20 protein-coding genes and 1 pseudogene are annotated in these 21,306 nt (G+C 62.1%); 8 read left to right on the top strand and 13 right to left on the bottom strand.

The features are described 5' to 3' along the window. Positions 1 to 11: 11 nt before the first annotated feature. The 4 genes from NKJ23_RS05895 to NKJ23_RS05880 form a co-directional block, all read right to left on the bottom strand. Complete coding sequence (locus NKJ23_RS05895) at positions 12 to 860, bottom strand: ABC transporter permease (RefSeq protein WP_352645507.1); 849 nt, start codon at positions 858 to 860, stop codon at positions 12 to 14. Between the two features lie 40 nt (positions 861 to 900). Continuing rightward, the gene (locus NKJ23_RS05890; RefSeq protein WP_352645505.1) at positions 901 to 2,265 is read right to left on the bottom strand and encodes an LLM class flavin-dependent oxidoreductase; all 1,365 of its coding nucleotides are present in this window, start codon (positions 2,263 to 2,265) and stop codon (positions 901 to 903) included. A 52-nt stretch (positions 2,266 to 2,317) separates the two neighbouring features. Beyond that, entirely contained in the window at positions 2,318 to 2,875 is a 558-nt protein-coding gene (msuE, locus tag NKJ23_RS05885; RefSeq protein ID WP_023677302.1) for an FMN reductase, read from the bottom strand. A gap of 722 nt (positions 2,876 to 3,597) precedes the next feature. Continuing rightward, entirely contained in the window at positions 3,598 to 4,890 is a 1,293-nt protein-coding gene (locus NKJ23_RS05880; protein WP_352679013.1) for an Nramp family divalent metal transporter, read from the bottom strand. Between the two features lie 236 nt (positions 4,891 to 5,126). Here NKJ23_RS05880 and NKJ23_RS05875 point away from each other — a divergent pair, with 236 nt between their 5' ends. Beyond that, positions 5,127 to 5,432 carry a hypothetical protein gene (locus NKJ23_RS05875; RefSeq protein WP_023677305.1) on the top strand — a complete coding sequence of 102 codons (306 nt, stop codon included), beginning with the start codon at positions 5,127 to 5,129 and terminating at the stop codon, positions 5,430 to 5,432. A 231-nt stretch (positions 5,433 to 5,663) separates the two neighbouring features. Here the strand turns inward: NKJ23_RS05875 and NKJ23_RS05870 are convergent, their stop codons facing one another. After that, a complete protein-coding gene (locus NKJ23_RS05870) occupies positions 5,664 to 6,518 on the bottom strand; it encodes an aldo/keto reductase (protein ID WP_352679012.1) in 855 nt (284 codons plus the stop codon). Between the two features lie 229 nt (positions 6,519 to 6,747). On the opposite strand from NKJ23_RS05870, the gene NKJ23_RS05865 reads away from it, so the two are divergent. The 4 genes from NKJ23_RS05865 (at position 6,748) to NKJ23_RS05850 (ending at position 9,125) form a co-directional block, all read left to right on the top strand. After that, positions 6,748 to 7,383 carry an ankyrin repeat domain-containing protein gene (locus NKJ23_RS05865; protein ID WP_352679010.1) on the top strand — a complete coding sequence of 212 codons (636 nt, stop codon included), beginning with the start codon at positions 6,748 to 6,750 and terminating at the stop codon, positions 7,381 to 7,383. 145 nt (positions 7,384 to 7,528) lie between these two features. After that, positions 7,529 to 7,918, top strand: a complete 390-nt coding sequence (locus NKJ23_RS05860) for an ArsR/SmtB family transcription factor (protein WP_352569142.1) — start codon at positions 7,529 to 7,531, stop codon at positions 7,916 to 7,918. Then, positions 7,915 to 8,448 carry an SRPBCC family protein gene (locus NKJ23_RS05855; protein ID WP_352679008.1) on the top strand — a complete coding sequence of 178 codons (534 nt, stop codon included), beginning with the start codon at positions 7,915 to 7,917 and terminating at the stop codon, positions 8,446 to 8,448. Before NKJ23_RS05860 ends, NKJ23_RS05855 begins: the two co-directional genes overlap by 4 nt. A gap of 101 nt (positions 8,449 to 8,549) precedes the next feature. Then, positions 8,550 to 9,125 carry a dihydrofolate reductase family protein gene (locus tag NKJ23_RS05850; RefSeq protein ID WP_352679005.1) on the top strand — a complete coding sequence of 192 codons (576 nt, stop codon included), beginning with the start codon at positions 8,550 to 8,552 and terminating at the stop codon, positions 9,123 to 9,125. 64 nt (positions 9,126 to 9,189) lie between these two features. On the opposite strand, the gene NKJ23_RS05845 is transcribed toward NKJ23_RS05850, so the two are convergent. The 6 genes from NKJ23_RS05845 to NKJ23_RS05820 form a co-directional block, all read right to left on the bottom strand. Then, positions 9,190 to 9,990, bottom strand: a complete 801-nt coding sequence (locus tag NKJ23_RS05845; RefSeq protein WP_352679002.1) for a class I SAM-dependent methyltransferase — start codon at positions 9,988 to 9,990, stop codon at positions 9,190 to 9,192. 152 nt (positions 9,991 to 10,142) lie between these two features. Beyond that, positions 10,143 to 11,054, bottom strand: coding sequence for a DUF930 domain-containing protein (locus NKJ23_RS05840; RefSeq protein ID WP_352678999.1), 912 nt, complete (start codon positions 11,052 to 11,054; stop codon positions 10,143 to 10,145). A gap of 183 nt (positions 11,055 to 11,237) precedes the next feature. Beyond that, a complete protein-coding gene (locus NKJ23_RS05835) occupies positions 11,238 to 11,987 on the bottom strand; it encodes a glucose 1-dehydrogenase (protein WP_352451446.1) in 750 nt (249 codons plus the stop codon). Positions 11,988 to 12,034: 47 nt separating this feature from the next. Then, positions 12,035 to 13,039 (bottom strand): sugar-binding protein, encoded by a 1,005-nt coding sequence (locus NKJ23_RS05830; protein ID WP_023677316.1) that lies wholly within the window; start codon positions 13,037 to 13,039, stop codon positions 12,035 to 12,037. 51 nt (positions 13,040 to 13,090) lie between these two features. Continuing rightward, positions 13,091 to 14,152, bottom strand: a complete 1,062-nt coding sequence (locus NKJ23_RS05825) for an ABC transporter permease (RefSeq protein ID WP_352469187.1) — start codon at positions 14,150 to 14,152, stop codon at positions 13,091 to 13,093. Between the two features lie 55 nt (positions 14,153 to 14,207). Then, complete coding sequence (locus NKJ23_RS05820) at positions 14,208 to 14,948, bottom strand: ATP-binding cassette domain-containing protein (protein WP_352451444.1); 741 nt, start codon at positions 14,946 to 14,948, stop codon at positions 14,208 to 14,210. A 443-nt stretch (positions 14,949 to 15,391) separates the two neighbouring features. Between NKJ23_RS05820 and NKJ23_RS05815 the strand changes: the two genes are divergently transcribed. Beyond that, the gene (locus NKJ23_RS05815) at positions 15,392 to 16,825 is read left to right on the top strand and encodes a coiled-coil domain-containing protein (protein ID WP_352678995.1); all 1,434 of its coding nucleotides are present in this window, start codon (positions 15,392 to 15,394) and stop codon (positions 16,823 to 16,825) included. A 128-nt stretch (positions 16,826 to 16,953) separates the two neighbouring features. After that, a pseudogene (locus tag NKJ23_RS05810) lies at positions 16,954 to 18,515 on the top strand (serine hydrolase). Positions 18,516 to 18,534: 19 nt separating this feature from the next. Here NKJ23_RS05810 and NKJ23_RS05805 read toward each other — a convergent pair. Further along, complete coding sequence (locus NKJ23_RS05805) at positions 18,535 to 19,467, bottom strand: hypothetical protein (protein ID WP_352645499.1); 933 nt, start codon at positions 19,465 to 19,467, stop codon at positions 18,535 to 18,537. A 265-nt stretch (positions 19,468 to 19,732) separates the two neighbouring features. Here NKJ23_RS05805 and NKJ23_RS05800 point away from each other — a divergent pair, with 265 nt between their 5' ends. After that, a complete protein-coding gene (locus NKJ23_RS05800) occupies positions 19,733 to 20,173 on the top strand; it encodes a lipid-binding SYLF domain-containing protein (RefSeq protein ID WP_352451439.1) in 441 nt (146 codons plus the stop codon). A gap of 18 nt (positions 20,174 to 20,191) precedes the next feature. On the opposite strand, the gene NKJ23_RS05795 is transcribed toward NKJ23_RS05800, so the two are convergent. Next, the gene (locus tag NKJ23_RS05795; protein WP_352587101.1) at positions 20,192 to 20,824 is read right to left on the bottom strand and encodes a TetR/AcrR family transcriptional regulator; all 633 of its coding nucleotides are present in this window, start codon (positions 20,822 to 20,824) and stop codon (positions 20,192 to 20,194) included. Positions 20,825 to 21,306 lie beyond the last annotated feature (482 nt).

Below are 21,306 nucleotides of genomic sequence, written 5' to 3'. Positions count from 1 at the left end.
AGGGCGGGTGGTCAGTCGACGGCATTGCTCCAGCGGCAGAGCCGGCGCTGCAGGCTGACCAGCGCCTGGTTGGCGATCAGGCCGAGGCCGGCGAGGATGACGATTGCCGCAAACATCAGCGGGATCTGGAAGTTGTACTGCGCGTTCATCACCTGAAAGCCGATGCCCTTGTTGGCGCCGATCATTTCGGAGGCGATCAACAGGAGCAGCGCCGTGGTGGCGCTGAGCCTCAGTCCGACGAAGATCGAGGGCACAGCGCCGGGCAGCACGACGCGGCGGAAGACGGTGAGCTGCCTGGCACCATAGACGCGGGCCATCTCCAGCAGTTTCGGATCGACCTGCTTGACGCCGCCGATGGTGTTGAGCAGCAGCGGGAACAGCGTCGCCCAGAAGATGACGAATACCTTGGACGCCTCGCCGAGCCCAAGCAGCAGGATAAATACGGGATAGAGCGCCAGCGCCGAGGTCTGGCGGAAAACCTGCAGGATGGGATCGAGCGCGGTTTCGACTGTGCGCACCTGACCCATGAACAGGCCAAGTGGGATGGCGACCAGCACGGCGGCCGCGAAAGCGAGACCGGCGCGCTGCAGGCTGATGGCGATGTCGCCGAGCAGAGTGCCGCCGGCCAGCCCCTTCCAAAGTGCTGCGACAATCATGTCGATCGGCGGCAGCACGGCCGCGTTGACCCAGCCCGCGCTGCTCGACACTTGCCAGATTGCGAGGAAAGCGATGAGGACGCCGTAGCGCGACAGGAAGCGGATGCCCGCCTGGCCACCGAGGCGCAGGAGGTCCGTGCCGAGGCTTGTCGTGCTGTCAGGCGTGCCGAGGCTGGCGGCCTGTTCGATGTGCTGCAAGGTCATCGTCTTGCCTCCTGCTTGGAAAATATCGGGCTTCTCGGGATTATTCGGCGGCCAGCACCGCCGAGCGCGCGGCGGTCCAGGGGTTTTCCGGCCGCCTGAGGCCGAGGTTCTCGCGCAGTGTCCTGCCTTCATAGGCGGTGCGGAACAGGCCGCGGCGCTGCAGTTCGGGGATCACGAGCTCGACGAAGTCGTCGAGCCCGCCGGGCAGCCAGGGCGGCAGGATGTTGAAGCCGTCGGCGGCTTCGTTGCCGAACCATTCCTCCAGCTGATCGGCGACCTGCGTGGCGCTGCCGATGACGGTATAATGGCCGCGGGCCGTTGCCACCCATTGGTAGAGCTGTCGGATGGTGAAGTTGTGCTCGTCGGCAATCTGGCGGATCAGCGCCTGGCGGCTCTTCATGCCTTCGGTCTCCTTGCTCGGCGGCAGCGGTCCATCGAGCGGATAGCCGGTGATGTCGAGCGTCTGGCCGGCCAGCCCGTTGAGCAGGGCGACGCCGTCTTCGGGCAGGATGAGATCGTTCAGTTGCTGGTACTTGGCGCGCGCTTCTTCTTCGGTGCGGCCGACGAAGGGTGCCACGCCCGGCATGATCAGCACCTGCTCGGGATTGCGGCCGGCGGCCGTCACGCGCGCCTTGATATCGCGATAGAATTCCTGCGCCGACGCCAGGTTCTGATGGGCGGTGAAGATGACTTCCGCCGAGTGGGCGGCGAGCTTGCGACCGTCTTCCGATTGCCCCGCCTGCACCACGACCGGGTACCCCTGCACCGGGCGCGGCACGTTGAGCGGCCCTTTCACGCTGAAATGCGCGCCCTTGTGGTCGATGTCGTGGAGCTTGTCCTTGTCGTAGAAGCGCCCCGATTTCTTGTCGCGGATGAAGGCATCGTCCTCCCAGCTGTCCCACAGCGCCTTGACCGTCTCGACATGCTCATGCGCGCGGGCATAGCGCTCGGCGTGGGCAGGCTGCGTCTCGCGATTGAAGTTGCGCGCGGTTTCGTCGCCGGCCGAGGTGACGACGTTCCAGCCGGCGCGGCCATTCGACAGATGATCGAGCGAGGCGAATTTGCGGGCGAGCGTGTAGGGCTCCTCGTAGGTGGTCGAGGCGGTAGCGATGAAGCCGAGATGCGTGGTGAGCGGCGCCAGCGCTGCAAACAGCGTCACTGGCTCGAAGCCGGCGATCTTGGCATTGCCGCCTTCGCGGGCGCCGAGCCCGACCGTCAGATTGTCGGCGAGGAAATAGGCATCGAACAGGCCGCGCTCGGCGGTCAGGGCGAGCTGCTTGTGGAACTCGAAATTGGTGGCGCCGTCGGCCGGCGCCTCGGGGTGGCGCCAGGCGGCGATATGTTGTCCGCCGCCGGGCAGGAAAGCGCCCAGTTTGATTTGCCTGGATTTGGTGGATCTGGTCATCGCGGCGTGCTCCTGGACGAATCGGAAAGGGGATCTCGGGTCAGTGGTGCGTTCAGGCGGCAAGGCCGACGCCGTAGGGCACCCCGGTTACACGGCATGCCTCGGCGACCGCCTGCCGGGCGCGGGCGTGGATGGCTTCCGACACCAGCACGCCATTGGCAAAATCCTTGTCGGAGGCGTAGATCGCGGTCGGTACGGTCAGCGCCTCGAAGAAGCCGAACAGCGGCCGCAACTGGTGCTCGACGATCAGCGAATGGCGCTCGCCGCCGCCGGTCGCGGCGAGGATGACGGGCTTGCCCCTCAGCGACGACGGATCGAGCAGGTCGAAGAAATGCTTGAAAAGTCCGGTATAGCTGCCTTTGAAAGTCGGCGAGCCGGCCACCAGGATGTCGGCGCCCAGCAGCCGTTCGACGATGTTGCGCGCCGCCGGGTCGAGGTCGCCGAGGCGCCTTGCCTGCGGCAGGGAAGCGCCGAGATCCTCGATATCGAAGACGGCCGAGGCCGCGCCGATGCTTTCGGCGGCCTGCCCGACAATGTGGCTGACGAACGCCTTGGTCTTCGAGGGCCGGGTCAAATTGCCCGACAGCCCCACCACGAGCTTTTTCGACATTCCTGGCTCCCTCTCAAGCGCTCTATTTTAAGATCTTGGGTCTAGCGATCTATGTTAAATCTAGAGAGTTTGTAGAATTAAAAGAGCGAGAAAATTTCAAAAGCAGGGCGATGAGCGAATTGAGTTTGCGGCACATCGCCCGCAATTGGTTCATTCAATGCGGCGCAGCGCGCTGAAAACCCGCCACAGCGCCTTCAGCCGCGATGGCGCAGCGCGTCGGACAAGCCGGCTGGACATATAAGGCAAGTCGCCCTCGGACGCTCCCGGCGCGACGTCGGGGAACCATGTGCTTGTGGTACAATCCTCGACGGCCTAGCGGTCCTCGGGGAGGATGCAAGCGAGGCACAGGCCACGGCGCTGGAGTGGCTCCGCGGCATGCAGTGAGTCAGGTCAATTTGATTCAAATCCGGCTGTGGATATTTGCTTTTGGCTAAATCGAGGCGGTCATCTTGCCGGCGGGCGGGCAACAGGGAGATGCCTATGACAAGCGACTTTGCCGCCGCACACCTGCACCTTGAACGAGCCTGCCACTATTTGAGCGGCGAGGACGAGACAAGCCGCACGGCTCGTGCGGCTCTGGATCTCTTGATCGATGCAATTGTCGCAGCGCAATACAAGCGGCCGGTGGGAGATGTTGTGGAGTTTCCAAGGCCGGCAAAGCTGGGGCAATCGGCAAGCGGGAACGGGTAATCCAACTGGCGGCGTCCCTTGTCCTGCCGGATTTACATGAACCAGGTGGCCACCAGGCCGATCGTCGCCGAGAAGATAGCGGCGGTCGTTGCCCAACCGAGTATGTTGGTGCTGCGGCTGTTCACCTGCTCCCCCATGATCCTGCGGCTGTTCGTCATCAGCATGATGAGCAGCAGCAAGGGCGGCGTCGAGAAGCCCTGAACGATGCCGGACCAGACCAGCGCCTTCATCGGATTGAAGCCGAGAAAGTTGAGGCCGGCGGCGATCGCCGTAAAAAATCCGATGGCGAGATAAAATTTGGGTGCCTCTCGCGCCCGGGCGTGCAGGCTGTTTTTCCAGCCGATGGCTTGCGCCACATCATAGGCAGCGCCGGCGGTCATGACAGGAACTGCGAGGAAACCGACGCCGATCACGCCTGCGGCGAACAGGACGCTTGCGGCCTGGCCGGCTAGCGGGCGCAGCGCCTCCGCGGCTTGCGCTGCCGTGTCGATATCGTGGTGGCCCGCCTTGTAGAGCGTAGCACCCGTCGACAGGATGATGAAATACATGATGAGATTTGAAAACGTCATGCCGATGAGGATGTCCCGGCGCGAGCGGCGGAGTTCGCCGGCGGTGGCGCCCTTCCTTTGCCTGAGCGTCGTTCGCCCCTGGGCAATCTCCTCCTCGACCTCCTCATTGGACTGCCACGTATAGAGATAGGCGGACAGCGTCGTGCCGATGATGGCGACCAGGATCGACAGGAACTCCCGGTTGAATTCGATCCTGGGAAGCAGCGTTCCGCGCAGCACCGCCGCGGCCTCCGGCTTGGCCAGAATGGCGGCACCGACATAGGCGAGCAGCGCCAGCGCCAGCCAGCGAAAGATGTTGCGGATCAAAGTGTAGGAGCCGAAGACCTGGAGGGCGAAGATGAGGCCGGCGACGAACAGCACGATCACCGGAATGGGAAGCGGCACGAATATATTGATCGCCGCGGCCATTCCACCAAGGTCTGCCGCTGCCTCGATCGTGTTGCCGACGAGCACACCCAACAGCACCGACCAGAGCAGCCACCGCGGATAGAAGTCCTTGATGACGTGGAACAATCCGCGCCCCGACACCTGGCCGAGCTTCGACGACAGGTAGACGACCGCGTACATCATCGGCAACGTCACCGGGGCCGTCCAGAGCAAGTCGGGTCCGAAGCGGGCGCCGGCGCTGGCGTAGGTCCCTATCGCAGAACAATCGTCGTCGGCCGCCCCTGTTATCAGGCCAAGGCCGAGTGCTCGTCCTATGCCGTCTTTGCCCTCCTTCGGTGGGATGGAATGATCGGAACCGGCCTGCCTCATTGCGACCGGACCGGGTTGCGAACGAAAGACGCGGCCTGCCATGCAATAATGGTAAGGATCGGTCGCGGCGCTGGTCTCATTGTGCTTCCTTCAACAACTTGCCCAAACCCGGCGTGCCATGACTTGTTCCGCGACGACGGGACAGGGGTTTTGTCTCAGGCAAAAAAGTTCGGGTTGACCGCTTCCGAACGCGAAGCGACTATCCGTTCGACGCGAAGATCGCAGGAGGAAATGCAATGGACGAGCCCGGTCAGTGGCGCCACATGTCGAGCGCGCCAAGGGACGGCAGCAGAATCCTTGTCACGGTTCGGCCGTCCGAACAGGGTCCGGCCGAGGTCGATATGGCTTACTGGGCCCGCGCCGATCAGTTCGGCAGCGAAGGCTGGCGCGCCTCCGACTCGTCTCCAGGACGCATCGTCGAATATGCCGAACCCGAACTGAAGTGCTGGATGCCGCTGCCGTCGGCCAATCTCAGCAAGGGATCGATGCCTAGCCCCTGGGAAGGGGAAGATGTGCCGCTGGTGGATGGCTCCGGGATATGAGCTAGCGGGAAGGGTAGTTTTGATCGCTGCCGGGACAGCGCCCCCCTCTGTCCTGCCGGACATCTCCCCCACAAGGGGGGAGATTGGCCCTCATCGCGGCCTTCGCTAATCTCCGACGCTGCAAGAAGGGCGCGGCTATTGAAGCTGCCGATCTCCCCCCTTGAAGGGGAGATGTCCGGCAGGACAGAGGGGGGTGTGAAGGAATGCCAACGTCCCGGTTGGCCCGCCTCGTTAGAACAGGAATGCGGCCGTGGCGGGGTTCGGGCCGGTGCGGCCGTCGGGCGAATCCATGCCCCGGATAAGCTCGAGGTCCTTCGCTTCCAGCTCGAAATCGAAGACATCGAAATTGGCGGCGATGCGGTCCTGGTGGATCGACTTTGGAATGACGATCAGCCCTTCCTGAAGATGCCACCTGACGATCGTCTGCGCCACCGACTTGCCGTGTTTCCTGGCGATGCTTTCAAGCGTCGGATCGCTCAACAGCCGGCCGCTGCCCAGCGGGCTCCAGCTCTCGATGCGGATGTTGTGCCTGTCGTGGAATTCACGTTTGTCACGCTGCTGGAAGCGGGGGTGGAGCTCGATCTGGTTGACGGTCGGCGTGACGCCGGTCTCGCCGATGATCCGTTCGAGGTGGTCCTGGTTGAAGTTCGAAACGCCGATCGACTTGATCCGGCCTGATTGCCTGAGTTCGATCAGCGTCTTCCAGGCCTCGACATATCTGTCCTGGCTGGGCACCGGCCAATGGATCAGGAACAGGTTGATCTGTTCGATGCCGAGCTTGCTCATCGTCTCGTCGAAGGCGCGCAAGGCGGCGTCGCGCTGATGCGCGCCGTTGCGCAGTTTCGAGGTGATGAACAACTCGCTTCTCGGCACGCCGGCCGAGCGGATCGCCTGCCCGACACCTTCCTCGTTCTGATAGCCTTCGGCGGTGTCGATCAGCCTGTAGCCGGCCTCGATTCCCCAGCGCACCACCTTGGCGGTGATGGCTGGATCGACCTGCCACACGCCGAGGCCGATCTGCGGAATGGCGGAGCCGTCGTTCAATCTGATTTGTTCAGGTCTATTCAGGGTAATCTGTTCAGGCATGTTCAGGTCCTTCTGCATCGTTCCGCCCGGCGCAGGCTCTATCTAGTCTGAATGGCCGCTAAAGCCAGTCGATATCAGGAGAATGTGAGGAGACGGACGTGAAGCGCTGATCCTCCGCTTCGGGCCGACAGCTCTCTGCGACCCACGGACTCCAGGGAACTCTATACAGGACGACCCCACTATCGCGGATTCTGTGGTATTCTGTGGACGATCCGAGGAGGCGACTGCGTTGACCAACAGCTTGGAAGCCGAAGGCGCAAGAGACTGGTCGCCCCTGCTGGTCGCGGCAGAACAAGGCGATGCGGAGGCGGTTCGATCGGAATTGGCGGCTGGCGCCGACATCAATCAGTCGGACGACGGCGGCTGGTCTGCACTTCACCTTTCAGCCCTCAATGGCCGCACAGCTGTGGTGGAGGCGCTGATCGAAGACCCGGAAATCGACGTGAATGCCAGAAACAAGTGGAAGAGCACGCCCTTGAGCCTTGCGTCGGCCAAGGGACATTACGCGTGTATCGCAGTCCTCGTGAGACACCCCCAAATAGAGATCAACGCGCGAGCTGACTACTACGGCAGAACGGCTCTTATCGAGGCGGCGAAGAACGGGCATCTCGAAGTCGTCAAGTTGCTCGTGGAGAATGGCGCGGAAGTAAATCTGACCGACAAGACGGGGAGAAACAACGCGCTCATCGAGGCTATCAAGGGGCGGCACTACGAGATCGCGGAATACCTGCTGGATTCTGGGAAAGTGAGCTTTATCAACAAAGGGATGAGGCTAAACGCCCTGATCTGGGCTGGCAGCTGCCACAACCCTCAGCTTATCGAAAAGCTGGAAGCCGCGATCCACAGTTTCTTCAACGGCAAATAAGGGCCTCGCCCTTACTGTCGCGGGGCGCGTCCGTATCTCCCGTGACGTCGACACGCTCGATGGCGCAAACGGCCCCGCGGCGCTTCACAAAAATTATTCAACCAAACAGTTGATTATCTCAAAGCGTGTGTCTATATTCAACTACATGGTTGAATTAGAGACACCCCAGATGGACGCGGTTTTTCACGCCCTTGGCGACGCCACCCGGCGGCACATGCTTCGCGATCTCGCCGATGGCGAGAAAACGGTAAGCCAGCTGGCGGAACCCTTCGCGATGTCGCTCGCGGCGGCCTCCAAGCACATCAAGGCGCTGGAGAACGCAGGGCTTATTCGTCGAGAGGTGAGGGGCCGCACGCATCTGTGCCGACTAGCCCCTGGACCGCTGGCCAGCGCCCATCAGTGGCTCAGCTTCTACGAGCGCTTCTGGACCGGTCGTCTCGATGTTCTCGAACGCCTTCTTCGCGAAGAGGACGCACGCAAAGCCCAGGATGAGTCCAGGAAATCGCCCAATCCGAAAGAAGGAGACGAGCAATGAACCAGATGAGAAGCATCGACGCCTATGGCGCGCTGAGCGAGCCCGCCACGTTCACCATCCAGCGCCTCTTGCCCGGCCCCATCGAGCGCGTCTGGGCCTATCTCACCGAGAGTGACTTGCGCCGGCAATGGATGGCCGCGGGCCAGATGGAAATGAAGGCCGGCAGCTCGTTCGAATTGGTCTGGCGTAACGACGAGCTGACGGACCCGCCTGGCCAGCGACCCGCGGGCTTTCCCGAAGAGCATCGGATGGAGGGCCGGATCACCGAACTCGATCCGCCGCGCAAGCTTTCCATCACCTGGGGAAACACCGGCGGCGTCTCCTTCTTGCTGGAGGCGAAGGGTAGCGATGTGCTGCTCACCGTCGTTCATCGCCGCCTGCCGGAACGTGCAATCCAGCTCAACATCACGGCCGGCTGGCACATACACCTCGACCTGCTGGCCGCCCGCCTGGCGGGCAAGACGCCGACCTCGTTCTGGGACGGCTGGAGCCGCCTGCGGGAAGAATACGACCGCCGCCTGCCGGTCTGATGTAACTCGCGGCGGCCATCCCTGAGGTCGCCGCCAGCAACACGAAGCAACGATGAACCGATGAAACGTGCTTGCATCCCGCAAGCCTGGTGGAGGAAGTCATGCGCAAATTGATCGCTGGAATGAAGATTTCCGTCGACGGCAAGATGGAGGGACCCGAGGGTTACGCCGATTGGGTCGATGCGTGGTCGGACGAATACGGCCTGACGCCGCAAATCGATGCCTGCCTGCTTGGCAGCGTCATGTATGCCGGCTACGAGCGCTACTGGAGCGCCATCCAGAACGAGCCCGACAAGCCGCTGCCGATGACCGGCAAGTTACCGAAGCCGGCCGAGCTCGAATGGGCCAGCTTCGCCGCGCAGACGCCGCATTATGTGCTGTCGAACACAATGACTTCGGCGGCCTGGCCAAAGACGCGCTTCGTGCGGAATTTCGAGGATATCGCTGCGCTGAAACAGCAGCCCGGCAAGGACATCTACCTTATGGGCGGCGCCCGAATAACCGCGAGCCTTATCGATGCCGGGCTGGTCGATGGACTCAGGCTGATCGTCTATCCGCTGCTCGCCGGTGACGGAAAGGCGCTGTTTGGGACGGCGAAAAATCGTCGTGGGCTCGAACTGCGCAAGGTCGAACAGCTTTCGGACGGCCGCGTTGGGCTGGTCTACGGGATCGGCTAAAGCGCGTCGCGTTCGATCGGCCTCATGCGATGCGCTTTTTGCGCGGCATGCATTAGCGCCAAGGTCAGGCAACGACGCCGCGGCAGGCCCAGGCGACATTGGCAAAGGACCTCGGGCCGTCGGGCCGGCCGGCCTCATAGGCGTCGCGCATGGCGGCGTCGGTGCGCGCCCGCTCTTCCGGGTCGAGCGTGGCCACATACTTACCGAGCGGCCCTTCGCCGGCGGCAATCGGCGCCCAGTAATCATCGAAATTTTGGTAGTCCATGCGGATCATCAACTGGGTTTCCGTAACGTCGCGGAGACCCTGTTCGACAAAGGTCCGTTTCATTTCACCCGGCTGCATCATCGGCTGCGTGCAATAGCGGGCACGCAGCTGGCGTCCGCCTTCACTGAGCACCGCCACGGTGTCGATCATCATGCGCATCCCCGGCATGCCGCCGAGATGGTCCCATACCGTCGCCGCGACGACGCCGCCCGGCCGCACGACGCGGCGCATCTCGGCGACTGCCTTGCCGGCTTCGGGCACGAAATGGAGCACGAGCAGGGCTAGGGCACGGTCGAACGCGCCATCCTCAAAGGGCAGGGCGCAGGCATCCGCCTGACGGATTTTTATCCGCGGATCGGTGTTGCGCCGGATTGCCTCCTCGACGAAAACGGCCGAAAAGTCGATCGCCGCGACCTCGCCGAGGTCAGCGGCCTTGACGAGTGCGAAGGTCAGGCTGCCGGTACCGCAACCGACGTCGAGGATGTTTTCGCCGTCGGCAAGCCCCACGAAGTCGATGAACAGCGGCGCGAGTCTTTGGCTCCAGCGGCCCATGAGCTGCTCATAGCCGGCAGCATGATGAACGTTGAAACTTGAAGTCATCGAAGCCTCCTCCCAAAGCCGTATGCTAGACTTCGGCGGCCGCTGACGAAAGCCACTTTTGGCGCGTGTTGGTTCGGCAGCCCGGAGCGCGCGAAGACATCGCCGGCCGGATTTGATGGCGCCGGCCAGCCAGCCTCCGTGGCCTCGACCACCTATTCGGCGGGCAACCCGCGGCGCTTCCATTCGCTGCGCGGCACCGGATTTCCAACACGAAAGGCAAACGACACGACTCTCGTCGCGTCCGGATCGACCTCGCAGCGAAAGCTCAGATCGTACCACTGCCCGTTGGCACGGAAGGCGGTCCTGGGAACTTGCATGATAGTGCCTTCCTTCAGCCTGAATGAACGCAAGAGGTCGGGAAAATAGGGGGGCGAGGCGCGGCGCAACTGTTCGCGCAATTCCGTGAGGCAGAGCTGACCGATCCGCACGGGGCGGGGTATATTGCCCATTGCGCTTGTCGCTATCGGATCACCGGTTGCTGCCTCCGAGAACAACGTCTTGGCTTGCTGAAGCTTCAAGGGTTTTTGCTCCTTGGCGACGTTCGCTGGCTTGGGCTTAGGCGGCGCGGATGCGCCAGGCGACGGAGCCTGGTCTTTCCCCTCGACCGCTGTCACGGCAGGTGGCTGTGCAAGATCCTGGTTACTGGGAACTTGCGGCGCTGGCGGTTGTTCCGAACCATCCTCCGCACTGTTGCCGTCCAGAGACTTGCGAGGACCGGCGTCCTTCTCACCGAATTGGAAGACAGGTCTCTGCGCGGCGACCTCACGGCTCGCCGGGGTCTCGATCTTGGCTTCCGGCTGCTTTTCCGGCTTGGGCGGTTCAGCGGGGGACGGAGGTTTGGTTTTTTCCGGCGGTTTAGGCGGCGGCACGATATCCACTGCGATGGGCTGCTCCTTCTGCGGCTGCGGGGGCGACAGCGGCAGTGCGGACAAAAGAAGCGCGGCGGCGAGCAAATGCACGACCGCGGAGGCAGGCAAGGCCCACCCGAATACCCGGCGCTGATCCCGTGTGTCGTCTCTCATCGTGACCGGTGTGTGGAATGAAATATTGGCGGCATCAAGCATCGATGCCGCCGGACGTCGAAATAACCCGTTGCGAATCGAAAGTCGGCGGCTGCAATACGGCGCGTCATCCAATCGTCTGGAGTCGGCGTCCGTGCAGGGGACCGGGCCAGCAGCGGATGCAGCAAGTCGTCATTTCAGGCGGCTAGCAGGCACGCCCTGCCGGCACGGTGTCACCGGTTGAAATCACAGGGAAACCGATAGCCCGCCGTCAACCGCGAGCACGTGCCCGTTGACGTAAGCGGCAGCGTCGGAGGCGAGAAACACCACGGCTCCGCCGAGCTCCTCAGGCTGGGCCCAGCGGCCCGCGGGGGTTCGTGCCTCGACCCATTTGGTGAAGGCCTCGTCGCGCATAAGTGCGGTGTTGAGCTCGGTGGCGAAATAGCCGGGGGCGATCGCGTTGACGGTGATGCCGTGACGGCCCAGCTCAGCGGCAGTGGAGCGTGTCAGCCCGTGCAGCCCCGCCTTTGCCGCCACATAGGCGTGAATGGTGGGACGGCCAAGGATCGCTGCGACCGATCCGGTGTTTATTATGCGCCCGAACTTGTTTGGCAGCATCAGGCGCACCGCGTCGCGCATCATGCGGAAGCAAGCCGACAGATTGACGGCAACCACATGGTTGAAATCCTCGTCCTGCCATTCGACCAGCGGTTTCCGATGCTGGATGCCGGCGTTGTTGACCAGAATATCGAGGCGGCCGTGGCGTTCGACGATTCCTTCGAGCGACGCCCTTGAGATCGCCGCGTCGGTGACATCGAACGGCAGGGCTTCTGCACCGATCCTTTCGGCGGCCGCGGAAAGGGCGGCCATGTCGCGCGCATTGACGATCACCGTCGCGCCGTTTTCCGCAAGTGCCTTGGCCATGGCAAAACCAAGACCACGCGAGGCACCCGTGACCAATGCGACACGGCCCTTGAGCGAGAACAATTCCGGCATTGAGATCCCCTGTGAAAAGGGCGGGAGTTTCCTCCCGCCCAAAAGCACTATTTGGCGACGCAAGTGTCGGCTGTCTCCGGAGTGCAGACATCGAGGCCCGTGTAGGTCGGGTCGGCCGGCGGAGCCTTGCCCTCCTTCATTTCCTTCAGCGCCATCATCGTCTTGTAGCCCATCTCGAACGGCCGCTGGCCGACCTGGCCAAGGGAGAAACCTTCCTTCATCTGGTCGATCTGTACCGGAAGCGTGTCGGCAACGACAAGGGCCAGGGCTTTCGAGGCGATCTTGTCCTTGTACGGTGCGACCGCGGCGCGGTTGGCATCGGGAATGAACTGCGGGAAGCCACCGGTTGGGACGAATGCGTCGAGGTTCGGGTTTTTCGCCATGATATCCTCGAACTGTTGCACCGAAAGCGGGAAATCATCGTTGGTGTAGAGCGGACAGCCTTCGATTTCGGTCCAGCCGTTCTGGCCCGTCAGCCGATCCCCGGGCGAGGCCGCCGATTTGGTGCCCGAAAGTGTATCGCGAATGCCCTGCATGCGCTCGTTGTGGTTGGCCGCCGCGGCGCCGCCGGACTGGATGCAGATCGTGCCGCCTTTGGGCTTGATCTGCATGACAAGCTTGGCGAGGTTCTCGCCGATCTCATAATTGTGCGTGCCGATATAGGCAACGCGCAGATCCTTGTTTTCGGGCAGGAGATCGGAATCCCAGGTGAGGACCGGGATGCCGGCTTCCTTGGCGGCCTGCAGCGCAACCGCCATCGCCGCGGCGTTCGATGGCGACACGGCGATGCCGTCCACCTTCTTGGCCACGAGATCCTGTACGATCTGTACCTGCTCGTCGCCGCCGCCATGCTCGCCGGGGCCAATATACATGCACTCCACGGCGCCATTGGATTCGGCTTCGGCCTTCTTGCAGCCGTCGCGTGCCTGGTCGAAGAAAGGATTGTTCATGTTCTTCGGCACCAGGGCGAAGGTGTATTTCGCCTGGGCGCCGGAAACGGCGAGCACCATTGCGCCAAGCGCCACGGCGGCCGTCAGCAGATGTTTTTTCATGTGACGTTCTCCTCCTGGGTGTGATCCCGCAAGCCTCCCGCCGGCGGGTTTCTAGCGGCGTTTTTTGGGCATCAAGACTGCCAGCGACGCGGCGAGAATCGATTTGCCGCCGGTTTGCATGCCCAAAAGAACCGCAAGAACGATGAAGGCGCCGACGAAGGCACCCTGCCAATTTGAATCGATACCGGCCATCAGCAGCGCATTCCTGATCACCTCGAGGAAGGCCGAACCGATGATCGCACCGAAGGCCGTGCCGGCGCCGCCCATGAGGCTGGCGCCGCCAATGACTGTCGCGGCGATAACGCGCAGCTCGTAGCCCTGGCCCATGGCATTGATGGCCGAGCCGTTGTAGCCGAGGAGCAGGAGCGAGGCGAGCGCGGCGGTGAAAGCCGAGAAGAGATAGGCCTGGAATTTAATCCAATTGACCGGAACGCCGGTGAGCCGTGCCGCCTCCTCATTGCCGCCGATGGCGAAGAGATGCCGGGCCCAGGCTGTGAAGTTGAATACGAAGCCGACAATCAGGGCCAAGATCACCATGGTCCAGAATTGTGACGACAGTTCTGGTATCCAATGCGGTGCCCAGTCGTTCGGACCATGCCGCGGCCATTTCCACTGACCGATTGCCTTCACGATCGGAGCATCGGGCCCGAACTGGTAGAGCATCTGGTTGGCCGAGAATACGACCGCCAGCGAGCGCGCGACGGACAGCATACCGAGGGTGACCACAAAGGACGGCATCCCGACATAGGCGACAAAGAATCCGTTGACCGCGCCACAGGCCAGACCGGAGAAAAGGCCCATGGCGAAGGCGACGTACCAGGGATAATGCCAGGTGAGGAACAGGCCGGCGACGATGACCACGAGACCCATGACGGAGCCGACCGACAGATCGATACCGCCGGTGATGATGACGATCGTCATGCCAAGTGCCATGATGCCGAAAGGTGCGAAGTTGCGCGTCACATTGGCGACGTTTTCAGAGGTGCCGAAGCTCGGCTCCATCGCAGTCATCAACATGACGAGCGCGATGAGCGCGATCGTCACCCAGAAGGGCTGACTTGAAATCACACGTTGGAGAACTGTTTTTTCCTTGGTCGGGACGAAATCCGACATGGCCGGCCGGCCATGTTCTTCGACTGAGCCCTGAACGCCAACTGACTCCTGAACACTATTCGCCACGGATGGCCCCCGTTATCAGTCCAGTGATTTCCTCGGGCGATGTTTTGTCGGCCGGCTTGTCGGCAACTTTCGAGCCCCGCCTGAGGACGATAATGCGATCTGCCACGGCGAACACGTCAGGCATTCGGTGACTGATCAGCATGACGCCGACTCCTTGTGCTTTGAGGCGTCGGATCAGTTCGAGTACTTCCGCAACCTGGCGCACGGAGATGGCGGCCGTTGGTTCGTCCATCAGCACCAGCTTGGCATTTGAAAGCCGGGTCCGCGCGATGGCGACCGCCTGGCGCTGCCCACCCGACATCTTCCTGACGAGGTCGCGCGGCCGGGTTTCCGATTTGAGTTCCTTGAACAGCGCTGCCGAGCGATCGATCATCGCCTGCTTGTCAAGAATCCTGATCGGCCAGAAGCCTTTCTTGATCTCGCGCCCCAGAAAGACGTTCTGCGCGGCCGTCAGATTATCGGCGAGCGCCAGGTCCTGATAAACAACTTCGATCCCCTTGGCGCGGGCCTGCACGGGCTGGTGGAAGTGGCACACCTCGCCCTCGACTACAATTTCGCCGTCGCTCGGAGGAAAATTCCCGGCCACAGTCTTGACTATCGTCGACTTGCCGGCCCCGTTGTCCCCCATCAGACCAACGACTTCGCCTCGCTCCACCTGGAAGCTGACGTCAGTCAGGGCCTGGATAGCCCCGAAATTCTTGGAGACGTGGCAAACCTCAAGCACCGGCATCGCGGTCCTCCCGGGACAACATTTATCGGTCTTGTCCCTGGTCAATGCACAGCAGCTAATCAGCGAAACGTATTCAACACAATAATTTATTAGGTCAGGCCTTCCGGCCGTAACGCGCCTCGTCCGAGTGTGACTTGTAGCTGCTGCAGAGCACCGAGGCGCTCGGCCGATCCTTACAACAGTCACCAGGCGATCCTCATGCTTGCGCCGCTTCATATCCGTTTCGGGTGAAATGAGTGGGCATTTTTCGAGCGGTGCCAACGCCTCGGGGATGGAGCGCGGCAGAACACGTCATTCAAACACACGAGGACAGTGGCCAAGCCTGTCCCTAGCGTGCGTCGGCCAGAGCGCACGTCAGGAGATGAACCCGCATTCGGGGGAGGCGAGGGTCAAGTGTTGAAAGTCCGCTCCTTAACGGCGCTGCACGAGAGGGATATTCGGTCATGAATTTCAAAGGTTTGATCAAGCGTGCCGAGACTGTGGAGAGAGCGTTCAAGGAGCTCGAAACCGATTTGGCGGATGCGTTTAGCGAATGTCTCAACGTGGACGATCAGTCGCCATTGAACGACGTCACTGTTCCGGATGAGACTGTGTCGGATGAGAATCTCCCGGCAACGGATGACAGCTCGCAGCTCGAGGCCAATGCGGACGCCTTCGAGACCGCACGACGGCTGTCCCCCCATACGCAAACCCGGCTGGCTGCCTTAAGTGCGGTCGATGGGCTCTTTCACGACGCGCAGGAGTATCTGGGGGAGATCAATGCGAAACTGTCGGAGATCGCGACCTCGCATCATCTGACAGGCGAATTCCTGAAACTCCTCCACGGCGACATTCTTCGCGCCAACGAATTGGAGCTGGCAAATACCGGCCTGACCGCGCAGCAAAGAGTGCTGTCCGAACAGCTCCACGAAGCGACCAGAAAGCAGCGCGAGCGCGACAGCGCTATCGAGGCCCTGCAGCAGCACGAGGCGAGCCTTGTCGAGGACAAGGAAGCACTTCGCGGCGCGCTGGCTGCGGCAAGGCTGGAACTCGTCGTTGCAGGCAATGCAAGCGCAAAACGCGAGGCCGAGTTCGGCGAGCTTGTCAAAACGCTCTCGGCCAGAGCGGTCGAGGCCAACAGACGCTCACGCGAGAACGAGATGCTGCGGGAGAAACATGTCAGCCTGTCGATCGACCTCGACAAGGCGCTGAAACGGGAGGCCGAGGCCCGGCACAGGCTGGACGAACTCTCGACTGTCCATGCCAATGATGCCGCGCAGGTTTCGGAACTGCTGGCCGCGCTTGGCAAGAGCGAGAAAGAGGAGATGCGGCTGCAGAAATCGCTCGATATGGCGCAGGCAAAGCTATCGGAAATAACGGAAGCGGCCCGCCTCAGGGACGGTGACCGGGAAGCCGAGCTTGCACGCAGTATTGCGGAGATGACCGGCTTGCGTTCTGAAATCGAGGACCTTCGATCGCGGCTGGAAGCCGCCTCCAACCACAACAGCGAAGCCGCCAGCGAGATCGCCAGGCTCAAGGCTCAAGCGAGCGACGCGGTGGCCGAAAAGCAAATTGTCGAGCAAAAATTGTCTGCTCTCATGAAAGAGAGCGAAAGCGACAAGATGAACCTTTCCGCAATCAGCGCGAATTTTTCGCAGCTTTCCCTGCAGCAGGCTTCCGAACAGATACAATTCGACGTCCAGAGGCAGGAATGCGAGGATCTGCGAGCCGAAGTCGCGTCGCTTCAAGCCCGGGTCAAGGAACTGTTGCCCTATGAGCGGCTCCACAAGGCCACCAACGCCAGACCGCGTGAAGACGGCGTGGTCGAGATCACCGCCGCGGTGGCGGAGAAGGCCCGCGCCAGCAGGCGGCGCCTTCGCCTGCGCGCTGCTTCGTAGCTCAGGCGCGGCTGTCTGAATTTCGACTGGTGCGAAGCGAACATCCGTCGATGGAAGCGATCCTTGGGGCTGGCCTCCCCTGCGTCAGGCTGCAATAGTGCACGCCGGTGAGGCGGAGGGGGCTGAGCATGCGGCTATTCACAAACCGGAATCACCTCCGGTGGAGGATGTTGGCCTTCATCGCCGTCATTACGCTTTCGCCGAAGCGGCGTCGGCCGACACCATTACACCCGACAGGATCGCCGCGGCCATTGCGAAGCTCGAATTACTGGCCGAAGGCGTCGTCGCGGATGGTAGCGTACCTGGTCTCGCCATCGGTGTCGTGCACGGCGACGAGGTGATCTTCCTCAAGGGTTTTGGGCATCGCGAGGCCGGCAAGCCGGAGGCCGTCGACGCCGACACGGTGTTCCAGATCGCCTCGCTCTCCAAGCCTGTCTCCGCCACGGTCGTGGCGGCGCTGGTCAGCGGGGGGATCGCTTCGTGGGATTCGAAGATCGCCGACCTCGATCCGGCTTTCCGGCTCGCCCAGCCCTATCCGACCAGCGAACTCACGGTCCGCGACCTGTTTGCGCACCGCAGCGGGCTTCCCGGCACCGCCGGCGACGACCTCGAGGACATCGGCTATGACCGCGCGGAGATCCTGCGCCGGCTGCGGTTCGTGTCGCCGTCATCGAGCTTTCGTGCGGGCTATTCCTACAGCAATTTCGGACTGACCGAGGGTGCCGTCGCGGCCGCGAAGCCGACGGGCAAATCGTGGGAAGAGGTCGCCGAAGAGAAGCTCTACCGTCCGCTTGGAATGGCCTCGACCAGCTCCCGTCATTCGGGCTTCATCAAGCACGCCAACCGCGCCGAGCTCCACGCCAAAATCGATGGCGCCTGGACCGCGAAGGTCCAGCGCTATCCGGATGCGCAGGCGCCAGCAGGCGGCGTCAGCTCCACCGCACGCGACCTCTCGCAATGGATGCGCCTTGTGCTCGGCAACGGGGTCTATGCCGGCAAGAGACTCATTGCCGCCGATGCGCTGGAACAGACACATATTCCCTTGATGGTTCGCGGCAAGAACCCCGTCTCCGGAGGCGAGGCCTTCTACGGCCTCGGCTGGAATATCGAATTCGGCCGGCACGGGCTGATCTGGGGTCATGCGGGCGCCTTCAGCACCGGCGCACGCAGTCTGGTGATGCTCTTCCCCGAGGAGAAGCTTGGCATCGTCGTCATCGCCAACGCCTTTCCGACAGGCGTGCCGGACGGGCTGTCCGACAGCTTCGCCGATCTCGTCTTCGACGGAACGCTGGGCAAGGATAAGATAAAGGCATGGAATGATATCTATGCGAGCATGTTCGGCCCGGTGATTGCGGCGGCCAAGGCCACCTATGCCGCGCCGCCTTCTCCAGCAAGTCCGGCCGAGCCGGCCAGTGCCTATGCAGGCCGTTACTTCAACGACTTCTTCGGCGAAGCTATTGTGTCGGGCGAAGGAGACGCTCTTGTCCTTAAGGTCGGGCCTGCCGGTGCGCGGTCTTATCCACTGAAGCATTTCAACCGCGACCTCTTCGTGACCTTCCCCGATGCCGAGATGCCGGACAGGCCTTCGGCTGTCAGCTTTGCCCTCGGCCCCGACGGCAAGGCGTCGGCCATGACCGTTGATTTTCTCAACGACAATCATCTCGGTACGCTGCAGCGCGTGGGGGATTAGCCACCGGCGGTGAGGGAGCCTATGCCGGGCCGAACTGAAGCAATTTGAAGCAATTGTCGCTTCCCGACTTCAACTGCGTCAGGAAGGGTTTCGACCGGTCGAGCCATTCCTGGTGCGATCTGGCATCGGGTTCGATCTCATTGGCCGGTGCAAGCTTGACGAAGTCGCGCCCCTTGCTGAAAAGCCAGCACGCGCGGCCAAGAAACCGCCTGCTGCGCTGGCGCAGCAGATCGGCATCATAAAAGACGTCGAGCACCTCCTGCTTGATCTTCCGCTCCTTTTCGGGATTGGCAATCGCAACCTCGATCGGCTCGCCGCCGATCGCATCCTGCAGGTCCTTGTAATCCAGGGCGATCTGGGTAGTGGCATATTTGATGTCGCTCTCGTCCCGGACGATGTTGAACCAAAGCATTGGGTTGAGCTCGTTGACGACGAACGATGCTTCGAAATCGCGCGACAGATTCAGGATATCGAACCCCTGAACATCGACGTCGCGCTCGACCAGAAGGATCTGCGAAACCTGCTTGGCGAGCGCCGTTCCGTGGGCGCTGACGGCGGCATTGTTTCCACCGAGTTCCGGACTGACATAGGCGCCGCCATCATCCAGCAGCTCATCGAATTCGCCGAGGGCCTCCACGACAGCGCTGTCGCGGGCAACACGCGCCGCCAGTTTGGCGAGAACCTGCTGGAGCTCCGTTTCGCGTTTGCGCTGGTCCTGATAGTTCTGCTGGAAAAAGAAGATGAACAGGGACACGCCAATCCCGATCAGGATCACGCCCAGCTGCGAAAAGATATTGCGATAATATTCCAGCAGCTTTTCACGATGGCGTACGTCGTCACGCACACTGTGCGCCACGCGAAGATTGACGATCAGCGAAACGACCAGGAGCCCGGCGCCGACCAGGATCAGGCCGCCGATCAGCAGGTAGCCATGGCGTGAGTTGAAGTCCATTCCTTTGCCGCGCTCCCGAAACCCCAGACAGCGCAGACTAATACCATTCCGCCTCAACACCTACGATCATCCCCACCATTCGGCCACTGTTCTTACAGCCAGGACTACGCTCGCCATCCGCCTCGTTTCGTGGCGGTCTTCTCGCAGCCGGATTCAGGCCGCGTGCTTGGAACCAATGACGGGCGAGACTGTTCAGCTATGACTTTGATACGACGCCGACGTGCCCGGCCGGCTGGGCATGCGGCGATCTTGAGGAGTTCTCATCATGAAGATTTCGTCCAGATTTCGTTCAGTCGCAGTTGCCGTCATCGCTGCGGCGGCAGTTAGCTTTGCCAGCGTCGCGCATGCCGACAGCGGTACGATCCGCTTCGCCGTCTACAAGGCGGCCTTTTTCATCGGCGGCTCCGGAGGCGAGGGCACACTGACCTTCCATGGTCGCCGATATCCCATCTCGGTCGGCGGCATCTCGGGCGGCCTCGCCTTCGGCGCCTCCAAGACCTATTTCAAAGGTACCGTGCGCCACATACGCCGCGCCCGGGATGTGACGGGGGTGTACGGTGCAGCGGGCGGTGGCGGCGCGCTCGGCAAAGGAGCCCAGGTGATCGTCATGACCAATGACAAGGGCGCCCAACTCGAACTCACGGGCAGGCAGGTAGGCCTGCAAGTCAATGCCGATCTCAGCGGTATGAGCATCTCGCTGAAATAAGGACAGTCACTGCATTCGTTATTCCTTGGATGGGTCGGATTTGGCCGCTCCAAACCGCAGCCCATCCATCAGCAGCGACACCAATCGGCGCGAGCGGTCGCGCCAGTCCTTGGTGTCCGGGGCCGAATAGATGCCGCCCAGCGCATGCAGCACGTCGGAGGCATCGACATCGCCGCGGATCGAGCCGTCGGCGACCGCGGCATCTATCAGCCGCCGCAAGGCGAGCGTCACCCTGCCGGAAACATCGGAGAACAAGGTTGAGTTGGTCGTGAGCAGGATGCGCAGGCTTGTCGACAGCCCGCGCTTGGTGGCGATGTAGTCGACGAAGCGCTGCATCCATTGTTCGAGCGCCATGTCGGGCGCATGATCGCGGGCGAGTTCGTCGGCCGCCTGGCACAGTCCTTCCACTTCGCGCCGATAAACCACCTCGACCAGGTGCTCGCGGGTTGGGAAATGCCGGTAGAGCGTGCCGATGCCGACGCCGGCCTGGCGCGCAATCTCCTCCAGCGAGGCATCGACGCCTTGCGCGGCAAAGGCTTTTGCCGCGACCTCGACCAGCGCATCGCGGTTGCGCTGCGCGTCGGCGCGCAGCGGTTTTGCAACGGCGGCTTCGGTTTTGTCTCCAGAAATGACGGGCGGCTCCGCGGCCAATTTTTTCTCCAGTGCTGATCCGAAGCATACCCGGATAGGCAGGCCCCGTTTCAAGAACGCAGACGCTTCCACCTTCGTTACGTCTCCGACAAATATAATCGCAAGTAAATATAATCACAGGATCGAGTCTGGGCCGGCGTTCCGGCAGGCGAGGCATCTTGCCCGCCTCCGGTGCACGGCCGGTGGATGACGACGGAGGATATTTCCTCGCGGCCGGCACTCCTCATCTGTTCGGCCGATGCCGTGGGGCAAAAATGAGCCCACGTTGAGCACGATCCCCTCAGGATCATTGGACTGTCCTGCCCCTACAGACAGTTCAGAGAGCACCACCGGCTTGGGCCGGTGGTGCTTTTTTGTCTCCAGGCATGACGGCTGGCTGCCCTGCCAATTTTCTCCAATTTCGATCAATTTCGATCCGGGGCTTGAACAGGGCAGGGCAGGCCCTTAGGTAATAAACGGAGGCGCCTCCGATTGTGGAGCGC

Origin of the sequence: Mesorhizobium sp. M0184 (assembly GCF_040322215.1) — a bacterium.
Taxonomy (GTDB): domain Bacteria; phylum Pseudomonadota; class Alphaproteobacteria; order Rhizobiales; family Rhizobiaceae; genus Mesorhizobium.
The sequence above is the reverse complement of the archived record's forward strand: the minus strand, read 5'-3'. Positions and strand labels throughout refer to the sequence as shown.

What these genes read in the sequence shown, in the direction of transcription:
- NKJ23_RS05895 (WP_352645507.1), bottom strand. Translation starts at nt 860, where the DNA reads ATGACCTTGCAGCACATCGAACAGGCCGCCAGCCTCGGCACGCCTGAC.
- NKJ23_RS05890 (WP_352645505.1), bottom strand. Translation starts at nt 2,265, where the DNA reads ATGACCAGATCCACCAAATCCAGGCAAATCAAACTGGGCGCTTTCCTG.
- msuE (WP_023677302.1), bottom strand. Translation starts at nt 2,875, where the DNA reads ATGTCGAAAAAGCTCGTGGTGGGGCTGTCGGGCAATTTGACCCGGCCC.
- NKJ23_RS05880 (WP_352679013.1), bottom strand. Translation starts at nt 4,890, where the DNA reads ATGAGGCAGGCCGGTTCCGATCATTCCATCCCACCGAAGGAGGGCAAA.
- NKJ23_RS05875 (WP_023677305.1), top strand. Translation starts at nt 5,127, where the DNA reads ATGGACGAGCCCGGTCAGTGGCGCCACATGTCGAGCGCGCCAAGGGAC.
- NKJ23_RS05870 (WP_352679012.1), bottom strand. Translation starts at nt 6,518, where the DNA reads ATGCCTGAACAGATTACCCTGAATAGACCTGAACAAATCAGATTGAAC.
- NKJ23_RS05860 (WP_352569142.1), top strand. Translation starts at nt 7,529, where the DNA reads ATGGTTGAATTAGAGACACCCCAGATGGACGCGGTTTTTCACGCCCTT.
- NKJ23_RS05855 (WP_352679008.1), top strand. Translation starts at nt 7,915, where the DNA reads ATGAACCAGATGAGAAGCATCGACGCCTATGGCGCGCTGAGCGAGCCC.
- NKJ23_RS05850 (WP_352679005.1), top strand. Translation starts at nt 8,550, where the DNA reads ATGCGCAAATTGATCGCTGGAATGAAGATTTCCGTCGACGGCAAGATG.
- NKJ23_RS05845 (WP_352679002.1), bottom strand. Translation starts at nt 9,990, where the DNA reads ATGACTTCAAGTTTCAACGTTCATCATGCTGCCGGCTATGAGCAGCTC.
- NKJ23_RS05840 (WP_352678999.1), bottom strand. Translation starts at nt 11,054, where the DNA reads ATGCTTGATGCCGCCAATATTTCATTCCACACACCGGTCACGATGAGA.
- NKJ23_RS05835 (WP_352451446.1), bottom strand. Translation starts at nt 11,987, where the DNA reads ATGCCGGAATTGTTCTCGCTCAAGGGCCGTGTCGCATTGGTCACGGGT.
- NKJ23_RS05830 (WP_023677316.1), bottom strand. Translation starts at nt 13,039, where the DNA reads ATGAAAAAACATCTGCTGACGGCCGCCGTGGCGCTTGGCGCAATGGTG.
- NKJ23_RS05825 (WP_352469187.1), bottom strand. Translation starts at nt 14,152, where the DNA reads ATGTCGGATTTCGTCCCGACCAAGGAAAAAACAGTTCTCCAACGTGTG.
- NKJ23_RS05820 (WP_352451444.1), bottom strand. Translation starts at nt 14,948, where the DNA reads ATGCCGGTGCTTGAGGTTTGCCACGTCTCCAAGAATTTCGGGGCTATC.
- NKJ23_RS05815 (WP_352678995.1), top strand. Translation starts at nt 15,392, where the DNA reads ATGAATTTCAAAGGTTTGATCAAGCGTGCCGAGACTGTGGAGAGAGCG.
- NKJ23_RS05805 (WP_352645499.1), bottom strand. Translation starts at nt 19,467, where the DNA reads ATGGACTTCAACTCACGCCATGGCTACCTGCTGATCGGCGGCCTGATC.
- NKJ23_RS05800 (WP_352451439.1), top strand. Translation starts at nt 19,733, where the DNA reads ATGAAGATTTCGTCCAGATTTCGTTCAGTCGCAGTTGCCGTCATCGCT.